Below are 24,370 nucleotides of genomic sequence, written 5' to 3'. Positions count from 1 at the left end.
CTCTGCAGATGATGGGAAGGGGTTCAGAACGTGGCGTCGCCGACGATGCCAGCGCGCTCCATCTTTCGATGGCAGGGCGGGTAGTCCATGACCGCGTAGTGCTGCGTGGAGCGGTTGTCCCAGATGGCGATGCTGTTCTTGCTCCAGCGCCAGCGAACCTGGTATTCGGGAATGTGTGCCTGGCTGATCAGGTAGTTCAGCAGCAGGCTTGCGCCAGGATTCGCGTCCTGGCCGTAACACACGTTGTCTTTCGTATGGAAGTTGGTGAAGTGGGTGGTGAAGGCGTTGACGAACAACACCTTCTCGCCGGTCTCCGGGTGCGTGCGCACCACCGGGTGCTCGGCATCCGGATACTTCTCCCTCAGCGCGTGGCGACGCTCGATGGGCATGGCCGCGCCAAACGACGCCTCAATGCTGTGGCGCGCGTACAGCGGGGCGATCTGCTTCTTGATGTGGGCGGGCAACATGTCGTATGCCGCCACCATGTTGGTCCACATGGTGTCGCCGCCCACCGGCGGGCACTCGACGCAGCGAAGCACGCAGCCCATGGGCGGTATGTCGCGCCACGTCGCATCGGTGTGCCAGGCGTTCTCGTAGCGATCCACCGGCGCGTCGGGTGTCTTGTAGATCTGCACCAGCCCGGGTGCATCCGGATGGCTGGGGACGATCGGATGGTCTTCCAGTTCGCCGAATCGACGCGCGAACGCGGCGTGATCCTGCCGGCTGATGTCCTGGTCGCGCAGGAACAGCACGCGATGCTTGAGCAGCGCGGCCTTGATCTCGCCGAACAAGTCATCGTTGTGGACGGCGTCCGCAAGGTTGACGTCGAAGAGCTCCGCGCCAATGTTGCAGGTGAGTTGCTCGATGCGCATGGTGTGCCTCAGATGACGAAGATCGACGAGCCGGTGGTCTTGCGCGATTCGAGGTCGCGATGCGCCTGGGCCGCGTCTTCCAGTGCATACCGCTGGTTGATCTCGATCTTGATGCGGCCGGAAGACACGTGACCGAAGAGCTCCTCGGCAAGCGCGGCCTTGTCCGCCGGGTCGGCGATGTAGTCGGCCAGCGCCGGGCGCGTCAGGTACAGCGAGCCCTTCATGGCGATGATCTGCGGATCGAACGGCGGGATGGTGCCGGAGGCCGTGCCGACGCACACCATGAGTCCGCGCCGGCGCAGGGAATCCAGCGAGGCGGTGAAGGTGGTCTTGCCCACGGAGTCGAACACCACCGACACACCCTTGCCGTCGGTCAGTTCGCGCGCACGAGCCGCAATGTTTTCGTAGCTGTAGTTGATGACCTCGTCGCAACCGTGCGCGCGGGCGACAGCGGCCTTCTCTTCGGTCGACACCGTGCCAATCACGCGCAGGCCGAGCAACTTGGCCCACTGCGACACGATCAGGCCCACGCCGCCGGCCGCGGCATGCAGCAGCAACGTTTCACCGGCCTGGAACGGGTAGATGCGACGCATCAGGTAAGCCGCCGTGAGGCCACGCATGGTCATGGCCGCCGCCGTGTCCGACGCGATGGCTTCCGGCAGGCGGATCAGCGGCGCCGCGGGCACCAGCCGGGCCGTGCTGTACGCGCCCAGCGTGTTGATGAAGCCGGTATAGGTCACCCGATCGCCCACGGCAACGTTGGCGACGTCCGCGCCGATCGCCTCGACGATACCCGCCGCCTCGACACCGATACCGTTGGGCAAGGGAATGGGGTAGGTGCCGTTACGGAAGTACGTATCGGCAAAGTTGAGTCCCACCGCCTGATGGCGCAAACGGACTTCACCCGGGCCGGGCGCGCCGACCTGGACGGATTCGTAGCGCAGCACGTCGGGGCTGCCGGACTCGTAAAAACGGATAGCGTGTTCCAAGGGATACTCCTTTACTCAAGCCATCGGCGCGGGGCGCCGCGTACTGCTGACCATGGGGTGGCGTGTTTTCATGGCGGTGCCAGGTGTGCCATGCGCGAGAACAGCTGCCGGAAGGCGGCCTTCGATTCACCGTTGGCGCGAGGGCTGCCGGGGCGGGTTGCCGCCGTGTGGATCCCGTTCCAGTCGGCTTCGGACAGATAGCGCTGAGCGACGGGAAGAATCACGCCCTCCACGCGCCCCATGTGTTCCCACATGAAGTGCGCATAGCTTTCGACCGCATCACGAAGTTGCCCAAGGACCAGCTGGCCCTGGCTGTAGCGCTCCACGCTTTCGACCAGCGCTTCAGCCATCGCGCGCTCGCGTTCGTGCTGGCGCTCCAGTTCATCCAGCTCGGCATGGACGACCGCCGTGCGGCCACGCAGTACGAAAAACAGATAGTCCCGCTCTCTCGGATGATGCTGGGACAGCGGAAGCTCGACGACGTAGCGGGCCATGGCGCGCATGAGATCGACATCCTCGGCACTGCACGCGGCGTCCCGGTTGAGCAGGTACAGCCAGGCGTGCAGCACGGCGGAGAGGGCGCGGTACTCATCACGGATGATCTCGACCATCGGATGGACCTGACCGGCTTCCTGCGCCGACGACACCAGTACGGGCAGTTCGCCCGAGGTGAGAACACTGGCCGTCTGCGAGCCAAGCGCCGTGCCGCGCACCGTGCGGTGACCGTGGGGTGCCATGACGATGAGATCGCAACCAGACTTGCGCGCCGTATCCAGGATCGCCTGGTACGGCAGGCCGCCATCAAGGATGAGCGAATCGCAAGGCACGCCGAGCGCACGCGCTGCCGCTTCGGCCTTGGTCAGCAGCGCACGGGCGCGGTCACGATAGGTGTGGGCGTAGCCCGTCTCGTCGACGCTGCCATCGGATGGCGCCGAACGACGGTCATGCACATGCACAAAGCTCACCCGGGCCCCAAGCGCACGCGCGAGATTCACGGCCTTGCTGACCGTTTCGATCGTCAGATCGCTGTCATCGAGCGGAACTAGGAGATGGCGATACATGCAGACTCCAGACAGGTGTACTACCCGTGACCCCGGCGTCGACCCCACCGCACCCTGCGATGGCTGCCGGAACATGTGCTCTTGCGTGGGTAGCGATGAAAACCACCGTCGTTTCCTCTCGGGCGCATGCCCGGCCGCACCGTGGAACCCTTTTGGTTGAAGGGTCATCTGCGGGACTCCACCCCTGCCAGACTGGCGTGAACGCCAACCCGGCCTCAGCCGCCAGGCGGCTGGAACGCCAGACATGTTCTGTCACGCAACCAAGGCTAGGTATGCGTGGCCATAGAGGCCCCCCCCGGCTAGGAGGGGGAGTCTCGTGAAGGGTGAGTGACGAGTAGCGACGCCCGTTGCGGCGTGGCTACAATGTTTTTGGGACGCATGCCGGTGGTGGGTTGCACAAGGCGCGGCGGCGGTGTCCCAGCCACATTCGTTCGGGAAATTCGCGGCAGCCTACCTGGATCAGCTTGATGGCCCTTACACCCGGCGGAGCAGCCCCCGCCATTGCCGAACTTGTCCTGAAAACCACGCCGCCGCGTGCGCCGCGCTATCTGCTGGTGCGCCCACGACTGGGCCTGGACGACGAACAGTTCCGCGACCGGCCATTCATCCTGGTGCAGGCGCCAGCGGGGTTTGGCAAGACCTCGCTACTGGCGCAATGGCGACATGAATATCTCGCGCGCGGATGGGCGGTTGCCTGGATCTCCGCAGACGGAAGCCCTGACCCCCAGCGCATGCTGCACAGCCTGGTGCTTGCGGTGCGCATGGGGTGTGGTCGGCCGCAGTTCGGCGCAACGCTGCTGGAAAGCGCCTCGGTGGCATTCGGCGAGTACGAAGGTGTCACCGCTTGGCTTAGCGAAGTAGCCCAGGCCTCGTTGTCGATGGTGCTGATGATCGATGAGGCCGAGCGCCTGCACCCGAGCAGCCAGGCTGCGCTCAACTATCTGCTGCACAATGCGCCACCGAACCTGCGTGTCGTGGCGGCGGGGCGCGCCGATCTCGATTCGATGGTGGCCGACCTGCGCGCGTACGGATTGTCCACCTCCGTGGGCATCGAGACGCTGCGATTCACGCTGGAGGAGACCATTGGCCTGGTGCGCAATCGCATCGGCGCCAAGGCGGATCCTGACACGTGCGCCCGCTTGCACGAATTGACCGAAGGCTGGCCGCTGGGCCTGCAGCTGGTGCTGGCAGCGATGGAGCGGGGCAGCGACCTGCGCAGCATCGTGGGGCCGCACTCACCCGACTCACGCAACCAGCTGGTCGAGGCGCTGACGGCCAAGCTCGCGCCAGAGGACGTGGCTTTCCTCACCCGGGTGGCGGTGGTGGATCAGCTGCATCCGGATCTCTGCATCGCGCTCACGGGCGACCAGGGCGCGCCGCAGCGCCTGGCGCGGCTTGCCCGCGAAACGCCGATCTTCGTCGTCGGCGAAGACTCCGACTGGTGCCGCCTGCACCTGCTCGCCTCCGATGCACTGCGCCTGCGGCTGGCCGAACTGCCTGCGCAGGAGCGGGCCGACCTGCATGGCCACGCGCAGGACTGGCTGGCAGCCCATGGCATGCTCACCCAGGCCGCCCGTCATGCGCGAGAAGCGGGCAGGGAAGGCGTGGCCGTGGATCTGGCGCAGAAAGGCCTTTACGAGGCCGTGATCCAGGGCCACATGGGCACGATGCGCGAATGGCTCGATGTACTGCCCGAGTCCGTGCTTGATCAACATCCTCAGTTGCGTCTGGCTGCGGCATGGTCGCTTGCCGTGAGCGAGCGTCACGAAGAAGCCGAACGCATGGTCGGCCTGATCCTGTCGCGACCTGACGTGAATCTCGCCTTGCGTTACGAGTGCGTGCTGATTGCCAGCGGTGCGGCCTACTACGCCGATGACCCGGACCGTTGCGTCGGCATGCTGGCCCCGTGGAAGGAAGTCCCGCCGGGCAACGAGCCGAAATTCCATCGGATGCACCTCAACCGCCTTGCCATGATGGCCTTGCTGCAGGGCGACCCGGCGGAGGCCCGGCGCCTGTGCGCTGCGCCAGGCGCGGAATTGTCCAGAGAGCCCGACTACGCGGTGCGCTGGCGCGATTTCATCACCGGCCTGAGTTTCGCGTGGGAGGGACAGATCCTTCTCGCCGAAGAGGGTCTACGCGCGGCCTTGGTTTCCATCGATGCAAAGTTCGGGCGGCGGCACCCTCTGTCGTGCATGTTCGCCGCCTTGCTCGCCTCGATTGCCTACGAGCGCGACCGGATGGACGAAGCGCTGGCCTTGCTGGCCAATCGCCTGGATGTCCTGGAACGAGTTGGGGCGCCCGAGTCGATCCTGCTCGGTTATCGCACGGTGACGCGCGTGGCGGCGGCGCAGGGCGAGGAGCACCGTGCGCTGGATATCCTGGAATCATGTTTCGCCATTGGCGCGGCACGGCGACTGCCGCGCCTGTGCATTGCCAGCCTGGGAGAACAGGTGCGCCTGCACGCCAGCCGCTTTCGCCGCGAGACGTGCGCGGCACTGATCACCCGCATTGACGAGCTGGTCGCCAGCGAGATCCCTCGCCGTGGCCCCCTGTGGCGACGGAACGTGGAGATGGTGAGCGCCATGGCGCACGCCTACGGCGCCATGGCGGCGCAGGATTGGCCCGGCGTGCTCGAATCCGTGGCGAGGGCCGCGCCTTTGGCCGAACAGGCCCGCCTGGGGCGCTTCCGCATCGAATGCATGGCGCTTCGTGCCTTTGCGCTGGATCGCAATGGCGAAGACGGCCGCACGCTGATGATCGAGGCCATGAGCCTGGCCCGGACCTTTGGCTTCGTGCGGCTGTTCACCGACACGCATCCGGTGCTCACCGACTGGGCCTATCGCGTGATGGAGGAGACCAGCGGCGAACCGGCCCCGGGCGCTGCTTCACCCTCGCGCGTGGTTCCCCCGCCCGCAGATCAGCGACAAGGCGGCCCTCGCGTCATGCCAAGCATGGTGTTGACGCCCAAGGAGCGCGAGGTGCTCGAATTCCTCGCGCGCAACCTGTCAAACAAAGAGATTGCACAGGCCATGGCCGTGGGTGAGGCCACGGTGAAATGGCATCTGAAGAATCTGTTCGGCAAGCTGGGCGTGGGTACGCGCCGGCATGTCGTTCACCGCGCGCAGCTGCTCGGTCTCATCCAGGGCCTGGAATAGCCGCAACGTCGGCCGGGCGCGCCATGGCCGCCCCGTCAATCCCGTGGTTCGGCCCATGGGCGGATAGCCACCCCTCCTTGCCTGTTTGCCCCTCCCCCGACGTTTTGGGGGGGGTATGGATTCGAGCGCTCCTAACAATGGGTATCGACCGCCTTGGCGTGTCCCTGCCGGCAAGGCCGGGCGCGGTAACCGGTGACGAAAGCCAGGCAACGTAGAGCGTGGGTGGTGCCAGAGCACGCGCCCCGACACTGGAATCACAATTGTGAGGAGTATGCGCATGCAATTTCGCAAAGCCTTGATGGCCGGGGCCATTGCCGTTCTGATCTCCGGCGTGGGTCATGCCAGCGTGTCGTCCGACGAGGCGAAGAAGCTCGGCACCACACTCACCGGCGTCGGCGCGGACATGGCCGCCAGCGCCGATGGCGCCATTCCTGCCTACAGCGGCGGCCTTACCAGCGCACCCTCCGGATTCAAGGCAGGCAGCGGCATCCGGCCCGACCCGTTTGCCGGCGAAAAGCCGGTGGTCACGATCGATGCAAAGAACATGGACAAGTACTCGGCCAACCTGACCGAGGGCACCAAGGCCCTGATGAAGAAGTATCCGGGCTATCACATCGACGTCTATCCGACGCACCGCACGGCGGCCTTCCCGAAGTTTGTCGTGGACAACACGGCCAAGTGCGCGCTGGAAGCGAAGACCGATGCCGGCGGTCGTTCCATGAGCGGTTGCCACGCAGGCTTCCCGTTCCCGATCCCGCAGACCGGCTTCGAAGCGATGTGGAACCACCTGGTGCGCTTCAATGGCGTGGCCTATGACACCAAGTACCGCAACTACAACGTGGACGCCTCGGGGCACGCAACGCTGTCGACCGAAGGCAACGCCGTCGAGGAGTATCCGTACTGGGACACCAGCAAGCCTGACGCGGACGTGTTCTGGGAGCAGCGCCTGACCTACACCGGCCCGGCGCGTCGCGCAGGCGAGGCCATGCAGATCGTCGATCCGCTCAACTACAGCGACAAGGGTCGCAAGGCATGGCAGTACCTGCCGGGCCAGCGCCGCGTGAAGGTCGCCCCCGATCTCGCCTTCGATACGCCCAATCCGGGCTCGGGCGGTTCGTCCACGTTCGACGATGTGTTCCTCTTCAACGGCTCGATGGAACGCTACGACTTCAAGCTCGTGGGCAAGAAGGAAATCTACGTTCCGTACAACGATTACAAGATGGCCTACGAATCCAAGGCCGATGGCTTGCTTACGCCGAACTTCCTCAATCCCGCCGATGTGCGCTGGGAGATGCATCGCGTGTGGGTGGTCGAGGCGACGCTCGCCGCCGGAAAGCGCCACATCTACAGCAAGCGAACGTTCTATCTCGACGAGGACAGCTGGGCGGCGGTGGCATCCGAGGCGTATGACGCACACGGGCAGCTGTTCCGCACGGGTTTTGCGTACATCACGCCGGCTTATGACATGCCAGCCCCCGTGGCCGACCTGCATGGCATCTACGACGTCATGGCAGGCTCGTACTCGTTGACGGGTTTCTCCGGCGAAACGGGTGGCGTGCGCTACACCAAGCCGATGTCGGAGCGGGACTGGGCGCCAGAATCGCTGGCCGGATCGGGCGTGCGCTGATCGTCCAGGAAAAAACATCGTGAGCATGGTCGCGGAGCGAAGCCGTCTTCGCTTCGCGACTCCCAAGCATGGCAATGGCGGTGGCGAGGCATGTGCTGCATGACCGCGGCGACCAGCAACATTCTCGGGGGAGGGTTTGCGCCCAACGTCGCCCGACAAGCGCAGCGCCCCACCGCCATTTGCCACGCACCTCACGACGTTGCATCACCCGTCCATACCGGCGAAGCATGATGCCATCCGGCATCACGCCAAGGTAGGCGGTACGGGTTTCAAGACCCAGGTTGTAGATCTTCGGGGCATCACATGTTCACGCAACGCATCTGTCGCGCCTTGGTCGCGCTGGCCTTCGCACTTCCCGCCGTGTCGGTTGCCGGCTTCGCTGATGTGCTGGACGCGCCGGCAGACATGAGCCCGCTCGCATCCAGGGGTTTGCTCAATGGCGTGGCGATCGCTGGAAACAGGATGGTTGCTGTCGGGCAACGAGGTCATATCGTCTACTCCGATGACCATGGTGCGAGCTGGCAGCAGGCGAGGGTGCCTGTGTCGTCCGACCTGGTCGCCGTCAGCTTTCCCACGCCCCAGCTGGGCTGGGCTGTCGGGCACGACGGCATCGTGCTGCACACCACCAATGCCGGCGCGAACTGGTCCGTGCAGATGGATGGCCGTGGCTCGGGGCCACTGATGCTGGCGCAGATCCGTGCACGTGGGTCAAAGGGCGAGCTCGGCAGCAAGGAGCAGGCTGACAAGCTGGTGGACGAGGTAAGTCACATTGCAGCCCAGGGCGCCGAGAATCCGTTTCTCGACGTGTGGTTCGCCGACGCGCAGCATGGCTTCATCGTTGGCGCGTTCAACCTGATCTTCGAGACGACGGACGGCGGGCAGCATTGGGTGTCGCTGTTTGATCGCACCGACAATCCGGATCGACTGCACCTGTACGCCGTCCATGGCGTCGGCACGGACGTCTACATCACCGGCGAACAAGGGCTTGTGCTCAAGCTCGATCGCCAGACAGGGCGCTTCCATGCACTGGAGACGCCCTACAAAGGCACCTATTTCGGCGTGGCGGGAACCACTGACGCCGTGATGGTCTACGGGCTGCGCGGCAACGCCTATCGCAGCACCGACGGCGGCGTCCACTGGTTGCCAGTGAATACCGGCTTGCAGGAAGGCATCACCGGCGGTTCGAGCTTCGGCGCGCAGGGCCTCGCCCTGGTGAGCCAGGCCGGCACCGTCCTGCTCAGCCGCGACGGCGGCGAGCATTTCGTTTCCCATCGACCGGCCAAGCCGGCCCCCGCATCCGCGGTGGCCGTATCCGGTGACGTCATCGTGACGGTCGGCGCGCTGGGCGCACACGCCCAGCCGCTTCATTGAGCCGGCCAGGATACTTTCATGACTGCTTCTACCGAATCTCTTGATCGCATGCCCGTCGTGCGGTCCATCGAGGCCTTTGACAAGCGCTCCGGCAACTGGCTGGAGCGACTGGTGTTCAATCACCGCTTCATCATGGTGATGGCCTGCGTGCTTGCCACCCTCGTGCTTGGCTGGCTCGCGGCAACGAAGCTGAGCTTCAACGCCAGCTTCGAAAAGATGATACCGAGCCACCACCCCTACATCCGCAACTACCTGGAGAACGCGGGCGAACTGCGCGGCCTGGGCAACTCGTTGCGTGTGGTCGTGGAAAACGAGGACGGCACCATCTTCGACCCGAAGTACCAGGAAGTGCTGAAAAAGATCAACGACGATCTCTTCCTGACCCCCGGGGTCGATCGCGCCTGGGTCAAGTCGTTGTGGACCCCATCGGTGCGCTGGACGGAAGTCACGGAGGAGGGCTTTCGAGGCGGTCCGGTGATGCCGGACAACTACGACGGCTCGCCGCAGAGCACCGCGCAACTCAAGCTCAATATCGCGCGCTCTGGCATCGTCGGTCGTTATGTCGGCAACGACTTCAAGTCCAGCATGATCTTCGTGCCGCTGATGGACAAAAACCAGGACACCGGCAAACCCATCGACTACCGCACCTTGTCGCGTTCGCTGGAGGATATCCGCGCGCGTTATGAAGCAACGCCGGGCGTCAAGGTTCACCTGCATGTCATCGGTTTCGCCAAACTTGTCGGCGACCTCATCGATGGCCTGGTGAAGGTGATGAGCTTCTTTGGCATCGCCGCGTTGATCGCGACACTGGTGATCTATGGCTACACGCGCTGCCTGCGCAGCACGGCGCTGGTCATCCTGTGTTCCGTCGTCGCCGTGGTCTGGCAGCTGGGCCTGGTGGCGCTGCTGGGCTTCTCGCTTGACCCGTTCTCGATTCTGGTGCCTTTCCTGATCTTTGCGATTGGCGTATCGCACGGCGCGCAGAAAATGAACGGCATCATGCAGGATATCGGTCGTGGCACGCATCGACTGGTCGCCGCGCGCTACACCTTCCGCCGGTTGTTCCTGGCCGGTGTCACCGCCTTGCTGGCCGACGCCGTGGGTTTCGGCGTACTGATGATGATCGACATTCCGGTGATCAAGGATCTTGCGCTGACCGCGAGCATTGGCGTTGCCGTGCTGATCTTTACCAACCTTTTGTTGTTGCCGGTGCTGCTGTCCTTTACCGGCGTCGACCCGGCAGCGGCCGCGCGAACTCTGCGCGCCGAGAACGACCAGGTCGAAGGGAAGGGCGGTAGTTCGCACTGGCACTGGCTGGACCGCTTCACCACGCGCCGCTGGGCCTTGGTCGCGCTGGGCGCGTCGGCGGTGCTGGCCGTCGTGGGTTTCGCGGTAAGCACTCACCTGAAGATCGGCGACCTGGAGTCGGGCGCCCCGGAACTGCGCGCCAACTCGCGCTACAACCGTGACAACGCCTACATCACCGGCAACTATTCGCTATCGAGCGACGTCTTCGCGGTTATCGTCAAGACACCACCCGAGGGATGCCTGAAGTATTCGACGTTGGTGGAGGCGGACCGGCTGGCGTGGGCGCTGCGACAAGTGCCCGGCGTGCAGGCAACCACATTCCTTGGCGATGCCGTGCGCCAGATCACCGCCGGTTCCTATGAAGGCAACCCCAAGTGGCTGACGCTCGCACGCAACCAGGACGTGCTCAATTACGGTGCGCAGCAAGCATCAGTGAACAATCCGGACCTGTTCAACAACGCGTGCTCCATCATGCCTGTGATCGCCTATCTCTCCGATCATCGCGCCGAAACGCTCGATCGCGTCGCTGCTGCCGCCGCGTCGTTCGCCTCCGCGCACGGTGCAAAAGACCGGCGATACCTGCTTGCCGCCGGCAGCGCCGGCATTGATGCGGCCACCAATATCGTGGTGCGCCAGGCTGACCACACCATGCTGTTCTACGTTTACGGTGCGGTGATCGTGCTGTGCTTCGTGACGTTCCGTTCGTGGCGAGCCGTCATCGTGGCCGTGGTGCCGCTCATGCTCACGTCCATCCTTTGCGAGGCTTTGATGGTGGCCCTGGGTATCGGCGTGAAAGTCGCCACCTTGCCGGTCATCGCTCTGGGCGTGGGCATCGGCGTGGACTACGCGCTCTACCTGCTTTCCATCCAGCTCGCCCAGCAACGGGCCGGGGTGCCGCTGGCTCAGGCGTATCGACATGCCGTGCAGTTCACCGGCAAGGTCGTCGCCCTGGTGGGCGTCACGCTGGCCGCCGGCGTGGTGACCTGGGCCTTCTCGCCGATCAAGTTCCAGGGCGACATGGGCATCCTGCTTACTTTCATGTTCTTGTGGAACATGGTGGGAGCGCTCGTGCTCATCCCGGCTCTGTCGCATTTCCTGCTACGCGATTCGACCTTGCGTGCTGCAAGCTCCGAAGGCGGGCGCACCAAACGCTTCGGTTCGGCATCGGGCGGAGCCAGCCGCGCATAGCCCCGTGTGAATTTGGGCCAGAGGTGGCTGGGGTCAGAGAAGGGATCGTCATAGCCTGGAACGGGATCCCTGGCTATGACGCAATATTCGTAATTTTACATAATATACATTATGCGAAATTGTTGATTGGGCGACGGAGGCGGCTGCGCCTTGGCACGACCCGAGCCAAGTATTTCCGTTACGCAACACTAGGTATAAACGTTACTTGGCCGATTTGACGGCCAATCCGTCCAGGTAACACTAATAGCTGGACCTCTAGCTGGCCAAAGTGATTTCGAGAGGACCCGCGCTAACAGAACTAACCCGGCTACAGTCGTGACCCGAGTCGGGTCACCTTAGTCGTCATGAGGTCCGCAGCTAGCAAGCAGAGGCGCACCGTCTCCCGAAGGCGACTGGGTCACTTAAGGCAGCTCGCAAGGCAGCAGCCTCGAAGTGGCCGAATCCATTTGGCGTCACAAGGACTGGGGCCCCGGGGTCATAAAGAGACGCAACATCGTCCAGCGCCACCCAAGGTAGGCCGGGCCCTTCTATCCGCGCCAGCCAGGCTTCTATTTCTCGCTGACGGGAGCCGCGATCATCTGACCCTGCTGCCGGGGCGATGTCGGGAGTGACGCCAACAATGCGATGGCGAAGATCTTGACTGAAAAATGTCCGGAGCTTGTCCAGTGAATGGATGTGCCGCCACGACGACACAATGACCACGTCCACGCACCTTAGGTCGCGTAACACCGACTCGAGCTCGGAGAGAGACGTGAAGTAGGTGTCCGCTCCGGCATCTGCGGCGTGTAAAACACCATCGAAGTCAAGCATTAAGTAACAGCAAACGCGTCGTTGGCACATCAGCTCTGTCCAGGGCCTAATATCTAGCGTAATAAGCCTTCGTCCTGTCTACGGCAATTCTTTGCCGTTCTTTGGTGGACGCGTCAGCTCGAGCTCATCCAGGCCGCATCTGACCGAGCCAACGCAACAGCCGCAGAAGAATCGATCTTGAACACGTCAGCTGGTGAACGTCCATCATCACTAAGGTCTTCTGAGTCTTCTGCTACACCATCGCTGGCGGCCTGGTCAGCCAATGCAAGCTCGCTTAGTGATGGCCGTGGCGTGACCAGCCATTGAAGGCGGAGCCAGCCGTTTGGGTCTGCCTCCGGTGTCATGGCTGGATTCGCGGCCAGCGCATCGAGCAAATCACTGAGTTGCGGATGAAGTCGTCCCATGGATAGTTGCCACGGCGGATAACGAAAGCGCCGCTCGTGCTTAAACCACACCCCGAGCAATTTGCCTGACGCGCGCAAGGCCCTCAGGTCGACGGGTCCCGGGCCGAGCGCCTGAATAATCGTATCCGAGTCGGGCCACGCCTCGATCTTGGCGCGAATATGCCACTCATTCACCCACTGCTCGGCTTGTACTAACTCGTCCTCTCTCATGGCGCCTCATCAGAATCGTAAGGCCTTCTTCGTAAGCTTAGGCCGAGATTTACCTCATTTGGCCATCGTGTAGCGCTTCGTAGTCCCTTCGACCTCGTCTCGATACACGGGACCGATCCCCAGTGCCGTGACGACTGGCTCACCGGTGAAATGCGGCAATAGCGTATGCCCACGGTCGATGACTAGGTGATGTGGCAGGCCAGCGTTCTGCATATCCCGGTAGGCTCGAATCAGGGCCTGAAGGCTCTTCGCATACATCACAATCTTTGTCCCCTCCCCGGTCCCCTTGTATGTGGACGTGATCAGGGGACGGTCGTGCTTGGCTTTGTCGAACGCGTTTACAAGAGCGTGTCCGCACTGAGCAGCTAGCTTGCCTGGACTCATGTCGAGATCGGCGCGATAGATGACATACATATTGAGCGGCCGATAGTCAGCGCTGAAGTCAGCCATCGTGCGCTTTCGCTCGTCCAGCATAAGGGCAATGTCAGGATCGAGAAGGTGTTTCATGAGAGTGCCATCGCGTGGGTTTACTTAACCGAGGGACATCGTAGAGCTTCATGAGATGACATTGAAGTTAGCCAGGCGGCAAGGTCTCATTCCTCACGGCTGTCCATTGACATGCAATTGAGCAATGCAGGAGCTTGAGCGCACACCTTGCAATCCACTACGACAGGAGTCTTGGTTGAAGTTAATCAACGGTGGTGGTTACAGAATCCGGATTCCATCTGGTCATCTAGGAATGCGAAGAAATCGAGTCATCTTTGGTGGATGAAAATGGGTAGCGATGCGCGCTTAAATAGGCACCACATCACTATCGGCGAGAACCCCTTTGAAGCTCATCTACTGCACCACGTGCCACGATGTTTTTCGGCTGTACCCGCGGGAGCCGCGATCTTGTAAATGTGAAGCAGCATTTGGTATGTACGTCGATGAATTGCAAGCGCTGGTCGGCGGGACTGCCATTTCGCTGGGCTTCTCGAATTCAACGCTTAAGGCCGCCCTACGCGATCGCCCGATGGATGGAGCGGGCAGCCGTTTCGACGCGTTCGTAATTCCCACGCATTGCCCAACCATTGGCCCGGTAAATTCGCTCAGCGAACTCTACGACATGATTCGATGAGCGACCGACAAGGATCAGGGTAATTTGAGAGTGGCTGATCGAGCCGATGATTTCGGTCGCTGACCGCGCTTGGCGGGCACCTTGGCCGTAGCCTTCGATTGCTGCGGTTTAGTTTTGGCCGCGAACCGTGCTTCCGCTAGTGCCTTTTCGAGGGCGGTGACTTGGCCCATTTTGCTCGCCAGCTCCTGTTCCAGGTGACGAGCCCGATCGCTGATCATTTCGATCCGGCTCTGCATTTCGGTGTGCACTTCGCGACTGGTTCGTTCAGAGCTCTCCCATCGTTGCTGCCATTGCTTCGCTTCTTGCCGAGCGCGATCGACCTCGAGGTGGGCACGATCTTCGACAGCGCGAAGGTGCGTGTCTCGGCGCTCGCGCTCCGCCTCCATTGCGGCCTGGTGTTCGTCCAGCTGCGACCGAAGCGATTGGAGCAGCGTTGCTTGCTGGTCGTACTGGACTTGCAGTCGATCGCGCTGTTGCTGCAGATCTGAGCGGAGAGCGTGACTGTCTTCCAATTGGCCATCGAGGGTGTTGCAGGCGTGCTCGGCGAGGTCGCGTGCCGCCCGGGCTTGCGCCAGGCTGGTTTCGGCCACCTGCAGGCGCTGCTCCCAGCTTCCACGCTCCTGCGCGAGCTGAGCCTGGGCGGTCTCCAGCAGGGCGTTTTCTTCTGAGAAGTGCTCATCCAGGGCATGCTTCGCGTGTTCGATCGCGAGACGCCACAGGTCGACCATCGCCTGCCCCACCGGGACAGGCACCTCCGGCAAAGTGCTGAGCTGGCGCAGCCGATCCCCTAGTTGACCGCGCCACGTCTCGAGCATGCGCGTGATGGTATTCGGCGAGCCGGTGCCGAGAGCGGCTCGGACTTTTTCTACGGTCGGATTCTCGCCGACATAGAGGATGGTCTCAGCGACAGCGCTGACCTGGTCTTGGGTAATGCCTCGTGCCATGGAACGGTCTCCTCGATCGGCCCCCTGCCCGCTTGGATTCTTACTCGCGATAAGTGATGATTATCGTGGGTAGACGCCCTATTTCGTAGTATACATTACATATTATGAAAGATATTTCCACGATCTCGCCCCTTGCCCAGCCGGCCGCCAGCCTGGCGTTGCCGATCCAGCTGGCGCAGCAGGCCGCCGACGCCGTGCGCGAATTGCTCGCCGAAGCGGCCGCCGCCAACACCACTCGCAGCTACGCCAGTGCCCTGCGCTACTGGGCCGGCTGGCACACGGCGCGCTACGGCGTCGAACTAACGTTGCCGGTGTCCGAAGCCACGGTGCTGCAGTTCGTGGTCGATCATGTGGTCCGCCGATCCGCCGATGGCGAGTTGGCCTGGGAGCTGCCGCCGACCATCGACCAAGCCTTGGTGGCCGCCGGCCTCAAAGCCAACCTGGGCCCATGGACGCTGGCGACGGTCCGTCATCGGGTCGCGGTGCTGTCCACGGCGCATCGGCTCAAGCACGTGACCAATCCGTGCGAGCAGCCGGCCATTCGCACGGTGCTCAGCCGCGCCGCCCGCGCCGCGGTCAAGCGAGGCGAGCGCCCGCGCAAGAAGACCGCGATCACCCTCGCCGAGCTCGAGACCATGCTGGCCACCTGTGACGACAGCCTCGAAGGCCTGCGTGACCGCGCCCTGCTCTGCTTTGGCTTTGCCAGCGGCGGCCGGCGTCGCAGCGAGGTCGCCGCGGCAAATCTGCGCGACTTGCGCCGCATCGGTCCCCAGGGCTTTATCTACCGACTGGAGCACAGCAAGACCCAGCAGGCCGGCGTGGGCGCGACCTCGACACCCGACAAACCGGTTTTAGATCGGGCCGCCCAGGCACTCGAGGCCTGGCTGGCCGCAGCCAGCATTACCGAGGGGGCGATTTTTCGGCGGCTGTGGAAGCAACGAGTTGGACCTGCCCTCTCCCCGGCCGCGGTGGGCGAGATCGTGCAGCGGCGCGCGAAACTCGCGGGTCTGCAGGGAGACTTTGGTGGGCATAGTTTGCGGTCAGGTTTCGTCACCGAAGCGAGCCGACAGGGCGTGCCGTTGCCGGCGATCATGGCGATGACCGAGCATCGGGCGGTGTCCAGCGTGATGGGATACTTTCAGGCGGGTAGTGCAACCGATAATCCGGCAGCGCGCCTTCTAGAGGAACACTGAGCGACGTGTGGAACTGAAGTGAGAAGCCCCCTCTCGCTCTCGTTGCGCAAAGCGCACGCCGCCGGTGTTGGCACAACATCCCCGTGCTGAGTGGCCGGGGGGGGCGCATTTGAGCTTGAAGTGGCCACCTGGGGCACGCCGCTAGATAACGAGGTGTGTCGGAGCGCGCTAGGATGGCGGCGACCAACCAAAGGGACAGGGGCATCATGCAAGTTTTGAGCGCCATGACACAAGGCAACTGGCTCGCCGAACTCCCGGCGCTACCCGCCGGAGCGGTGGGAAATGCGCGGCCCGCCATTTTTCCCCCAGATTCCGCCGTCGCAGAAGCAAAGCGCGTCATCTCCGAGCTCTTCTACTGCGAAAATTTAGTGATTTTGGCAGGGCTAGGAACGTCTCTCGGTGTTGAACCATCGAAGCCTGGCGCCGCCAAGGCACCCACAATGTGGGACCTCTGGGTGCGAGTTCGCGACAAGACTAACGCAGTCGCCGACACCCTAGGCTTTGACTTCAATGCGTTGATTCAAGTCATTGGCTACCCGCAAGACGAAACCAACATCGAAGCATTACTCTCCCGATGCCGAATGGCCGAAGCAGTTTTCAACGCTGAGCACAAAGCTAAGGTCGCGGCTTTCGTAGCACTGGCTGAGCGCGAAATCGCTGACGCAACCAACTTCGTTGTTGCCAACCATGCACTTCCCATTCATGAGCAGTTCCTGCGCCGAATAGCGCGTCGCTCCAATCGCAAGCAGCGGGCTAAGCTCTTCACCACAAACTACGATCGTTGCTTCGAAGAGGCGGCTCGCCAAGCGCGACTCATTGTGAATGATGGGTTCTCCTATTCCATCCCGTCCACATTCGACGCAATTAATTTTAGCTACGACATTGTCACACGCGGTAACGATGGCGAGCGCCAAGACTTCGTGCCGAACCTATTCCATCTTTACAAGCTCCACGGGTCTATTGACTGGGAGCGAGATCCCGTCTCCAACGAAGTTCACAAGGTGGCGGGTGCGGCGCAGCCCGTTCTCATCTATCCGCGAAACTCAAAATATGAACTTGCATTTGAGCAGCCTTACCTGGAGATGATTGCTGCCTTCCAAGCTGCGCTTCGCCAACCCAATGTCGGGGTGATGGTCGTCGGCTTTGGCTTTAATGACAACCACCTGGCAGAGCCAATCATGTCAGCGATCCGGTCGAACCTTAGTCTAAAACTTGTTGTGGCTGGCCCCTACCTCGCCCCTCATACCGTTGGAGGAGACCCAGTTCCGAGGCCGGGCGAGGCATTGATCAATGCGCACATTCGCAAGCTGGCCCAGCTGGCCAAGGCAGGAGACGCACGCCTGTCAATGATTAATGAGAGCTTCAACGGCTTGCTGGCCTATGTGCCAGACATCGTCGCTCAGTCTGACATGGAAAAACACGTGGCACGTATGCGCAGCTTGGGCCAAGTGCAATGAGCAGCCTAGCAATCTACCCGTTCGATCATGCGCGCTACGTCGGCACCGTGTGCCGAGTTCGGCCCGGTCTCGTCGAGGTCAATCTTCCTCACGCGTCCACGCCCATGAGCGCGCACTTAGCAGGGTTTCCGCTTATGGGCGGTCAAGTCGGTGAGTTTGTTGTCATTGAAGGCGAGGAGCACGCCGTCCTCGGTCGGATCTTCGAGGTTCGTCTGCCTGAGCGCGACAGGTTATCTGTCGAGTTCGAAGCTGAAAGTCATCAGGCACCGCACCCTATCGGGGTAGTCCAACTTCTAACCGCTGTGGACCTCCAAACTGGAAGGTCGTCAAAGGGCATCCCCATCTCCCCCCGGGTTAGCCAATACGTCTACTCAGCTCACCCACTCCTGCTGAAGCAAGCAATCGAAGCGAGCGCGCTCGCCAATGCCAAGAAAGTGCAGCTAGCTGTGTTTCCCCATGCGCAGAATACCAGTATCGCCGTCGATCCTGCGCAACTTTTCGGCCGGCACTGCGCAGTTTTGGGCGCAACTGGTGGAGGAAAGAGTTGGACGACTGCCCACTTAGTCGAGGAAATCTCTCGACTAGGTGGCAAGGCAATCTTGTTCGACGCCACCGGTGAGTATGCAAATCAGGCTGCAGGTGTGACTCATGTTTTTCTGGGCGGATCTAGAACGGGTGCCCTAGATTCACGCCGTTTCGTTGGCTTTCCGTATACAGAGCTGACCGACACAGATCTATTCGTTCTGTTCCGTCCAAGTCCGGGCGTCCAAGCTCCAAAATTTCGAGAAGCAGTGCGCAGCTTGAAAGTTGCACATCTTCATCCTGAGCTGGCAAACGGGGGGCTGATAAGGAAGCAAGGTCGACCTAGGGCGCCCTTCGAGGACGCGGTCATTGCGAGCGCCAATGCTCTGTCCGCTCAAGGGGCTCGTTTTGACATCCGGCTCCTCTCCAGCCAGATCAACGAAGAATGCGTCTATCCGGCTGGCTTCAATGCTAATGTGAACTGCTGGGGCGGACCTACGCCAAACGAGGTCAGTGCTTGCGTGACACTGATGTCGAGGATCGAGAGTGATCTGGCCTCACCCAGTCTGGCGTGTCTTTTCGATACTGAAGACCTCGAGCCGCTTCCCACAGTCCTCGAGCGGTTTCTGGAGAATCCTGGCCAACGCATCCTTCGTGTTAGCTTGGAATTCTTGTCATTCGAGCACAATGCCCGCGAGCTCGTCGCCAACGCGGTTGGGCGATACCTCCTGAACTTGGCACGCTGTGGGCGGTTCCAACAGCTACCGCTTGTCGTCCTACTGGACGAAGCTCATCAGTTTCTCGACAAAAGTCTCGGCGACGAATTCTCCCGTACAGAGTTGGAGGCGTTCGGCCTAATCGCCAAGGAGGGGCGAAAGTATGGGCTGACATGCGTTTTGGCCACTCAACGTCCTCGCGATATTCCCGAAGACGTGCTTAGTCAAATGGGCATGTTCATCGTTCATCGCCTCATTAACGAGCGGGATCGTGCCGTAGTTGAGAGGGCCTGTGGAAACCTGGATGCAGGAGCCGCTGCCTTTCTTCCAACACTGGGTCAAGGCGAGGCGATTATTGTCGGTGTGGATAGCCCGATGCCCCTTCCCGTCCAGATACTACCGCCGCGAGTTGCTCCAAAGTCTCACGGGGCAAATTATGCTGATCATTGGCAGCCAGGCGACGTGCCCCAGCCTTGAGTTCCAAGAGGCTGTAGAGCAGGTCACACTAACTGCTTCAAGCGCAGTGCGAACTTCGGCTGCTCCTCGTTGTATTCCCCGCTCCCGACAACAAGGGCGCCCTGCGCAATAAATGATCCAGATCGAGGGAAACTAGATGGGTGAGAAAATCGTGGTATCGGTGCACAGTCCCGATGAACTTTCGGGTGATGACAGGCGCTCCTTTGTGGAGTGCATTCTCGAAGGAGGTGAAGTCAACCCAGCGACTTTGACGCAGCTGCTAGACCGAGCACATCGCGTAGCTTTTGCTAAGGATGGTGGGGTAGTTCAAGGCGTCGCAGGTCTCAAAAATCCAAATGTTGGGTACCGAAACCAGACTTTTAAGAAGGCCGGCGTGCCTGATATGGCGGAGAAGTTCGCCCGCGAGCTCGGCTGGGTTTATATCAAGCCGCAAGCAAGACGTCGGGGAATTAGCCGCGACCTTGTGAAAAAGCTCCTTGAGCATGCCCAAGGGGCGGTTTATGCGACGTCCGCAGACGTAAACCAAGGGATGCACCGTGTGCTGAGACTTTTTGATTTCGTCCCGGTGGGAACGGCCTATGCTTCGCGAGACGGCGCGCGCGCCATCCAACTATTTGTGCTTGGTCACGAAGGTCGCTGTGGCAAAGACTATGCTTAAACCCGTTGCGGCGAGCTAGAGCGCTAGGGGTTGATTCGTCGACTGCATCGCCCTCGCTGAGACGTATGGATATCCGTTTACACCATGACCAACCACCTAAACTTCTTCGTTCCTTTCCAGTCAGCAGCGGCGTGGCATGAGAATCAGCTCACGCGAGCGCTTTTGGTCGTGCTCCGCTACAGCCCTATGGCACATCAGGCCTGGCTCAATTTTGTTTCACCCGGCCGTGCGCTGCAAACTTTGCCACCGGCCGAGTTTGCGACGCAGCGTCAGCGCGTAGTGACGAAGCAGGAACCCCCGCTTGATGGGGACGCCATCCCAGGAATCAGTGTCTGGTTAGCACCCGATGCGAAGCAGGTAAATGCCATCTTTGAGGTTTCTGATCGGCAACAGGTTTTGGACGCAATTATCACCTACGGCAGCGAACTGGTTGTCGTCGTGGAAAACAAGATCAACTGGGGTGAGCCGACTGAGCAGCCCCACCGTATCAACCTGCATGGCGCACCGGTGAAGTTTCAGGATCAACCTCGGTCCGTGCGATGGCAAGATGTGCTGGCGATGCTCTCCGATCTTGTGGATCGCAACTTGGTTCACGGCGCTGAGCGCTCAGTGATTTGCGACTTTCTGGACTTTGTTGAGGAACATTTTCCTAACATCGGCCCCTACTCAACGATCAGTCGCTGTGGGAACAATCGCTTCCGCCTGGAGAGGCGCCTGGATGCTATCCAAGGGATCGCGGTCGGTGGCGAGGAAGGCAAGGGCCTAGGTTGGCGCGACTTCGATTGTACGCCGAAAATTTTCATGGCTTGGCTTGGCTATCCGAGCGATGCGGGTGCCGTAAGTCTTCGTATGTATCCGGCCGACACGCTCGGACAGGCACGAGCTCTTTTTTCGGACCCGACATCAGTACAAAACCTGATTGCGCTCAGATCCAAAGGGTGGCGAGTCGAACCCAACTTCCACTGGGGATTCATGGCCGGGGGATATGCGTGGGCAAGCTCGCCGTGCAGCGTTGAGAAATATTGCACGTATTGGGTGGAAAATATCGGGCAATCGCGCGAGCTGTCCCGGTCGGAATGGACGGGGTATCTGGACACGCTCGAGGCCGATTGCATCCTTGATACATCGGGTAAAGAAGCGTTCGACAGGGAGTTCACCGCGAGTCAACGTCAAAAGGCACACCCGCGACCTGGCCTGTTTTGTGAATACACGTGGCCGCTGCTCGATGCGGCTGGATTTGATGCTCGCGGACTTTTCGCCAACGAAGTCAGGAGTCGAATAAATCAAATGCTCGTCGCACTCCAAGCCCCAACACTGGGAGCGGGATAGTAATCGCCTCGCCCGATTCGCTGGATCAGACACCGCGAGCGCTGATGGTTCCTGCGCCTGCTAAGGATGAGCAATCAGAGGCTTTGAGAAGGTGCGTCCACCGCTCGCCACTCAGGTTGCATTTGAGGCACTGAACGCAAGTGGGTCAAACCGAAAGCGATCACGCCCTACCCCTATAACACGGGCGAATCACTCCTGCCGGCATGTGTCCTTGCTCTGCGGCGCACATTCAATGCTGGGATTGACTTGCAAGGTCTAGACGTGGCGCTTTAGGACCGTCAATTTCCCGCCGCACAATAATTCCCTACCGCCCGTCGCGGCTCGAGCTCCGCTCCAATACTGGAAGGCCCGTCCTTCGAGTTCCTGGATATTTTCGCTCTCCTCGCTCAAATGGCCCTCGTGTGCTTCGTGGATTACCCCGTCCTCGAGCTTCAGCTCGTAGATTCGCTTCTCGCCAGAATGCGGAATTCGCTCCAGCCAGTAACGAGCATCTTCAATGGAGCGACTCACCCACAGGCAAGTGGTCCTCGAAGGGCTTTTGGGAAATGAGACACTTCTAACCTGTTCGAAAACTACTTCACGCAACATTACACGGTAACTTCGTGCGATGACGGTGGGCGTTATGCCTAAAGCTGGCCTCGTAGCTGAGGCCCTGATCGCGGTGTAGTAGGGGTTAAAACTTGCTCCCGCGATGACGATGCCACCTTCAGAGAGGAGAGGTCGATCCCTGCAGTGCATTGCGGAGGTGTGAACATGGAACAGCTGCATGTCCTGCGCCTGGACCTTTGCGACGACGAAGCCATCGGCTTGATTGATAGTTGGAAATAGACGACGTACAAGGTGCGAGGTCGATCTGGAAGCGACCTCGCCTTAGGTAAATTGCTAGGCTTTACTGCGCTTTACTCGAGCTCCCTTGCCGATGACGAGCAGTGGCTTCCAGTTTTCGTCAGCAGACGTGTGTTTGAACTCGGACATGATTTGTTGCTGAGTGTAAAAGGCATCAGTCATATAGATGACTGCATAGAATGTGGTCCAGTCCTTGCTGCCTGAGTATCCACGCATGTCTTCATAAAGGCCGCCTACTGCCTTCTTGACCTCTTCTTCAGAGTCGGCGAATTTGTATTCAATGGCAGTTGAGAGTGATTTGACGCCTATGTCTGGCTTGTAGGTCTTCGTGTTCTGAATGATGGGCATTTCGCGAACTGTATCCGGAAAAACATGGATGAGAAGGTCGAACACGCTCTTCCTAACCTCAGCCTCATTTTTCGGTTCGATTCCCCTGTCGAAGATGATCTTCGGCGTATTTACAAGAATCCCTTCCAGAGTGGACTTCCTCTGCTCGTCTTGCTGCTTTTCCAGATCGGCACCACAAAGACTCGAAAGGGAAAATAGGTACTTTCGCAAATATGAGTGAGGCTCGCTGTAGAAGTCGCCGACATACGGCACCACCTCTACCTCTCTGAGCTTGCCATGATATCTCTTGAACCCCGCTTGGAACTGGGACAATAGGTTCGGTAGCGCGAGATGTTCCATTAGCAAGGAAAGGCCGATGTACGTGCGCTCAAGCCTCCACTCGAGCTCATGCTCAGTCATCTCATGCTCTTGGTCGTAGAAGTTGTTCTCGCCATCAAGGTAAAAGCTGAGTTGCTGAAGTTTTCCAATGGTCTGATTTGTATCTGAAATCTCCTCTGCCATCGCATCGAGCAATTTGATCGGGTGAAGAATCACGTGTGAGGCTCCATTTCTTTGAGTCGCGATTATCCAATAGTACGCTCCCAAGTTTTACCATGGGGTCAAACGGGACGGGTACACACAATGCAAGCCTCGCCAGCGGTATGGCGCAAATTTGCGGACTGGAATCAGATCACTGTAAAGCCCCCGCAGGCGCCTCACAGTTCGATCGCCAATCCAAGCGCCCATGTCTTATGAAGGATCGAACGGATAAGGCGCATTTTCATTAGGCACTTAGGTGCAGATACAGCATGGGTTCGTCTCATTGCGCCGATCTGATGCCCTTGCCCTACCCCCGATAACACGGGCTAATCGCCCTGTCCTGCTATCCGGTATAGACAGCCAATGCGAAATCACCAAGATTGACTTGTCCGACTGGAACGACAGCACCATGGCGGACAGGATCGGTGATCTCGGCTACCGGGTCGGCACTGCATTGTGAAGTCCCACTGCCAGCAGCCCTCGACAAGGGGCGCGCGATACGGGGGATCACCCATATGAGCCACCCGGACACCTTTCCGCAGAAGAGCCTCTGTTATCCCGGGATCGTCCTGAAATAGTACAAATCGACCCTGCCGCCCTTGCCTGACGGTCAAGGTTCGGATGGAGCTGCGTTCACGGGCACATCACCCATCGACTTCGTGGATCATCATGCGTCGACACCGTTCGCAGCACGAGTCAGCGGTAACTGATCTACAGCTAGTTAGCTTTTACCAGAATTAACTGCGCATCCTGGCGACGGTCGGTTACGGTAGATGTCCGTTGAACAATCAAAAGGGGCATGTCATGCCGAAGATGTTCCTTCACGCATCCAGGGACACGTTCACCGCCGACGCCCGTGCCAAAATCGCGGCTGAATTGACCGAGCTTGGCATAGCGTGCGAACGCCTTATCGATACGCCGCAAATCCGCGCCGGCATCTGGGTCTACTTCGTGGAACACGCACCGGAAACGGTGTATCGGGCCGGAAAGCAAGCAGCCGAACCCATCATCAGTCTCAAGGTGTACGCGCTCAAGGGCGGTTTCAATGCTTCCACCAAGACACGCATGGTGACCGAGGCCACGGCCATCCTTGGCAAATATTCACGCATCGATGGCGGAGAGGTTCCCGTTTACGTTGCCATTCTGGAGGTCGCGGAAGAGAACTGGGGTATGTACGGCAAGCAAGTTCACCTCGCTGCCATGCAGATCAAAGAGTAGTCATTGCCAGCCGCCGCAGACCGAACAC

Annotated in this window: 20 protein-coding genes; 11 read left to right on the top strand and 9 right to left on the bottom strand. The window is 60.6% G+C overall.

Features of this window, described 5'->3' with window-relative positions:
* Positions 1 to 23 precede the first annotated feature (23 nt).
* From H8F01_RS20490 to H8F01_RS20480, 3 genes are all read right to left on the bottom strand, one after another.
* Positions 24 to 872: a TauD/TfdA dioxygenase family protein gene (locus H8F01_RS20490; RefSeq protein ID WP_187056848.1), complete on the bottom strand. Its 849-nt coding sequence runs from the start codon at positions 870 to 872 to the stop codon at positions 24 to 26.
* Between the two features lie 8 nt (positions 873 to 880).
* A complete protein-coding gene (locus H8F01_RS20485) occupies positions 881 to 1,861 on the bottom strand; it encodes a quinone oxidoreductase family protein (RefSeq protein ID WP_187056847.1) in 981 nt (326 codons plus the stop codon).
* A gap of 68 nt (positions 1,862 to 1,929) precedes the next feature.
* Positions 1,930 to 2,922 carry a universal stress protein gene (locus H8F01_RS20480; RefSeq protein ID WP_187056846.1) on the bottom strand — a complete coding sequence of 331 codons (993 nt, stop codon included), beginning with the start codon at positions 2,920 to 2,922 and terminating at the stop codon, positions 1,930 to 1,932.
* A 467-nt stretch (positions 2,923 to 3,389) separates the two neighbouring features.
* Here H8F01_RS20480 and H8F01_RS20475 point away from each other — a divergent pair, with 467 nt between their 5' ends.
* From H8F01_RS20475 to H8F01_RS20460, 4 genes are all read left to right on the top strand, one after another.
* On the top strand, positions 3,390 to 6,077 hold the full coding sequence (locus H8F01_RS20475; protein WP_187056845.1) for a LuxR C-terminal-related transcriptional regulator: 2,688 nt from the start codon (positions 3,390 to 3,392) through the stop codon (positions 6,075 to 6,077).
* A 277-nt stretch (positions 6,078 to 6,354) separates the two neighbouring features.
* Positions 6,355 to 7,704, top strand: a complete 1,350-nt coding sequence (locus H8F01_RS20470; RefSeq protein ID WP_187056844.1) for a DUF1329 domain-containing protein — start codon at positions 6,355 to 6,357, stop codon at positions 7,702 to 7,704.
* Between the two features lie 303 nt (positions 7,705 to 8,007).
* A complete protein-coding gene (locus H8F01_RS20465; RefSeq protein ID WP_187056843.1) occupies positions 8,008 to 9,075 on the top strand; it encodes a WD40/YVTN/BNR-like repeat-containing protein in 1,068 nt (355 codons plus the stop codon).
* 18 nt (positions 9,076 to 9,093) lie between these two features.
* Positions 9,094 to 11,571 carry an efflux RND transporter permease subunit gene (locus H8F01_RS20460; protein WP_187056842.1) on the top strand — a complete coding sequence of 826 codons (2,478 nt, stop codon included), beginning with the start codon at positions 9,094 to 9,096 and terminating at the stop codon, positions 11,569 to 11,571.
* A gap of 357 nt (positions 11,572 to 11,928) precedes the next feature.
* On the opposite strand, the gene H8F01_RS22040 is transcribed toward H8F01_RS20460, so the two are convergent.
* The 3 genes from H8F01_RS22040 to H8F01_RS20445 form a co-directional block, all read right to left on the bottom strand.
* The gene (locus H8F01_RS22040) at positions 11,929 to 12,381 is read right to left on the bottom strand and encodes an HAD domain-containing protein (RefSeq protein ID WP_187056841.1); all 453 of its coding nucleotides are present in this window, start codon (positions 12,379 to 12,381) and stop codon (positions 11,929 to 11,931) included.
* Between the two features lie 113 nt (positions 12,382 to 12,494).
* Complete coding sequence (locus H8F01_RS20450; RefSeq protein ID WP_187056840.1) at positions 12,495 to 12,995, bottom strand: hypothetical protein; 501 nt, start codon at positions 12,993 to 12,995, stop codon at positions 12,495 to 12,497.
* A 54-nt stretch (positions 12,996 to 13,049) separates the two neighbouring features.
* Positions 13,050 to 13,502 carry an aminoacyl-tRNA hydrolase gene (locus tag H8F01_RS20445; RefSeq protein WP_187056839.1) on the bottom strand — a complete coding sequence of 151 codons (453 nt, stop codon included), beginning with the start codon at positions 13,500 to 13,502 and terminating at the stop codon, positions 13,050 to 13,052.
* Between the two features lie 412 nt (positions 13,503 to 13,914).
* Here H8F01_RS20445 and H8F01_RS20440 point away from each other — a divergent pair, with 412 nt between their 5' ends.
* Positions 13,915 to 14,115, top strand: a complete 201-nt coding sequence (locus tag H8F01_RS20440) for a hypothetical protein (protein ID WP_187056838.1) — start codon at positions 13,915 to 13,917, stop codon at positions 14,113 to 14,115.
* 14 nt (positions 14,116 to 14,129) lie between these two features.
* Here H8F01_RS20440 and H8F01_RS20435 read toward each other — a convergent pair whose 3' ends face one another.
* Positions 14,130 to 15,059, bottom strand: a complete 930-nt coding sequence (locus tag H8F01_RS20435; RefSeq protein ID WP_187056837.1) for a DNA-binding protein — start codon at positions 15,057 to 15,059, stop codon at positions 14,130 to 14,132.
* Between the two features lie 104 nt (positions 15,060 to 15,163).
* On the opposite strand from H8F01_RS20435, the gene H8F01_RS20430 reads away from it, so the two are divergent.
* The 5 genes from H8F01_RS20430 to H8F01_RS20410 all read left to right on the top strand — a co-directional run bounded on the left by H8F01_RS20430 (position 15,164) and on the right by H8F01_RS20410 (position 21,411).
* The gene (locus H8F01_RS20430; RefSeq protein WP_187056836.1) at positions 15,164 to 16,252 is read left to right on the top strand and encodes a site-specific integrase; all 1,089 of its coding nucleotides are present in this window, start codon (positions 15,164 to 15,166) and stop codon (positions 16,250 to 16,252) included.
* A 206-nt stretch (positions 16,253 to 16,458) separates the two neighbouring features.
* Positions 16,459 to 17,709 (top strand): SIR2 family protein, encoded by a 1,251-nt coding sequence (locus tag H8F01_RS20425; protein ID WP_187056835.1) that lies wholly within the window; start codon positions 16,459 to 16,461, stop codon positions 17,707 to 17,709.
* 104 nt (positions 17,710 to 17,813) lie between these two features.
* The gene (locus H8F01_RS20420) at positions 17,814 to 19,424 is read left to right on the top strand and encodes a helicase HerA-like domain-containing protein (RefSeq protein WP_222615694.1); all 1,611 of its coding nucleotides are present in this window, start codon (positions 17,814 to 17,816) and stop codon (positions 19,422 to 19,424) included.
* A gap of 136 nt (positions 19,425 to 19,560) precedes the next feature.
* Positions 19,561 to 20,082: a GNAT family N-acetyltransferase gene (locus H8F01_RS20415; RefSeq protein ID WP_187056833.1), complete on the top strand. Its 522-nt coding sequence runs from the start codon at positions 19,561 to 19,563 to the stop codon at positions 20,080 to 20,082.
* A gap of 84 nt (positions 20,083 to 20,166) precedes the next feature.
* Complete coding sequence (locus H8F01_RS20410; protein ID WP_187056832.1) at positions 20,167 to 21,411, top strand: hypothetical protein; 1,245 nt, start codon at positions 20,167 to 20,169, stop codon at positions 21,409 to 21,411.
* Between the two features lie 255 nt (positions 21,412 to 21,666).
* Here the strand turns inward: H8F01_RS20410 and H8F01_RS22035 are convergent, their stop codons facing one another.
* Both H8F01_RS22035 and H8F01_RS20400 read right to left on the bottom strand, forming a co-directional pair.
* Entirely contained in the window at positions 21,667 to 21,999 is a 333-nt protein-coding gene (locus H8F01_RS22035; protein WP_425490125.1) for a DUF2441 domain-containing protein, read from the bottom strand.
* A gap of 294 nt (positions 22,000 to 22,293) precedes the next feature.
* Positions 22,294 to 23,139, bottom strand: coding sequence for a PD-(D/E)XK nuclease domain-containing protein (locus tag H8F01_RS20400; RefSeq protein ID WP_187056830.1), 846 nt, complete (start codon positions 23,137 to 23,139; stop codon positions 22,294 to 22,296).
* Positions 23,140 to 23,928: 789 nt separating this feature from the next.
* Between H8F01_RS20400 and H8F01_RS20395 the strand changes: the two genes are divergently transcribed.
* A complete protein-coding gene (locus H8F01_RS20395; protein ID WP_187056829.1) occupies positions 23,929 to 24,342 on the top strand; it encodes a 4-oxalocrotonate tautomerase in 414 nt (137 codons plus the stop codon).
* The last annotated feature ends 28 nt before the right edge of the window (positions 24,343 to 24,370 follow it).

This window comes from Dyella telluris (genome assembly GCF_014297575.1).
GTDB lineage: Bacteria > Pseudomonadota > Gammaproteobacteria > Xanthomonadales > Rhodanobacteraceae > Dyella > Dyella telluris.
The sequence above is the reverse complement of the archived record's forward strand: the minus strand, read 5'-3'. Positions and strand labels throughout refer to the sequence as shown.

Bases quoted from the DNA above. Each gene is read 5' to 3' on its own strand.
- H8F01_RS20490 (WP_187056848.1), bottom strand. From the start codon at position 872: ATGCGCATCGAGCAACTCACCTGCAACATTGGCGCGGAGCTCTTCGAC.
- H8F01_RS20480 (WP_187056846.1), bottom strand. From the start codon at position 2,922: ATGTATCGCCATCTCCTAGTTCCGCTCGATGACAGCGATCTGACGATC.
- H8F01_RS20475 (WP_187056845.1), top strand. From the start codon at position 3,390: ATGGCCCTTACACCCGGCGGAGCAGCCCCCGCCATTGCCGAACTTGTC.
- H8F01_RS20470 (WP_187056844.1), top strand. From the start codon at position 6,355: ATGCAATTTCGCAAAGCCTTGATGGCCGGGGCCATTGCCGTTCTGATC.
- H8F01_RS20465 (WP_187056843.1), top strand. From the start codon at position 8,008: ATGTTCACGCAACGCATCTGTCGCGCCTTGGTCGCGCTGGCCTTCGCA.
- H8F01_RS20460 (WP_187056842.1), top strand. From the start codon at position 9,094: ATGACTGCTTCTACCGAATCTCTTGATCGCATGCCCGTCGTGCGGTCC.
- H8F01_RS22040 (WP_187056841.1), bottom strand. From the start codon at position 12,381: ATGCTTGACTTCGATGGTGTTTTACACGCCGCAGATGCCGGAGCGGAC.
- H8F01_RS20450 (WP_187056840.1), bottom strand. From the start codon at position 12,995: ATGAGAGAGGACGAGTTAGTACAAGCCGAGCAGTGGGTGAATGAGTGG.
- H8F01_RS20445 (WP_187056839.1), bottom strand. From the start codon at position 13,502: ATGAAACACCTTCTCGATCCTGACATTGCCCTTATGCTGGACGAGCGA.
- H8F01_RS20440 (WP_187056838.1), top strand. From the start codon at position 13,915: ATGTACGTCGATGAATTGCAAGCGCTGGTCGGCGGGACTGCCATTTCG.
- H8F01_RS20435 (WP_187056837.1), bottom strand. From the start codon at position 15,059: ATGGCACGAGGCATTACCCAAGACCAGGTCAGCGCTGTCGCTGAGACC.
- H8F01_RS20430 (WP_187056836.1), top strand. From the start codon at position 15,164: ATGAAAGATATTTCCACGATCTCGCCCCTTGCCCAGCCGGCCGCCAGC.
- H8F01_RS20425 (WP_187056835.1), top strand. From the start codon at position 16,459: ATGCAAGTTTTGAGCGCCATGACACAAGGCAACTGGCTCGCCGAACTC.
- H8F01_RS20420 (WP_222615694.1), top strand. From the start codon at position 17,814: ATGAGCGCGCACTTAGCAGGGTTTCCGCTTATGGGCGGTCAAGTCGGT.
- H8F01_RS20415 (WP_187056833.1), top strand. From the start codon at position 19,561: ATGGGTGAGAAAATCGTGGTATCGGTGCACAGTCCCGATGAACTTTCG.
- H8F01_RS20410 (WP_187056832.1), top strand. From the start codon at position 20,167: ATGACCAACCACCTAAACTTCTTCGTTCCTTTCCAGTCAGCAGCGGCG.
- H8F01_RS22035 (WP_425490125.1), bottom strand. From the start codon at position 21,999: ATGTTGCGTGAAGTAGTTTTCGAACAGGTTAGAAGTGTCTCATTTCCC.
- H8F01_RS20395 (WP_187056829.1), top strand. From the start codon at position 23,929: ATGCCGAAGATGTTCCTTCACGCATCCAGGGACACGTTCACCGCCGAC.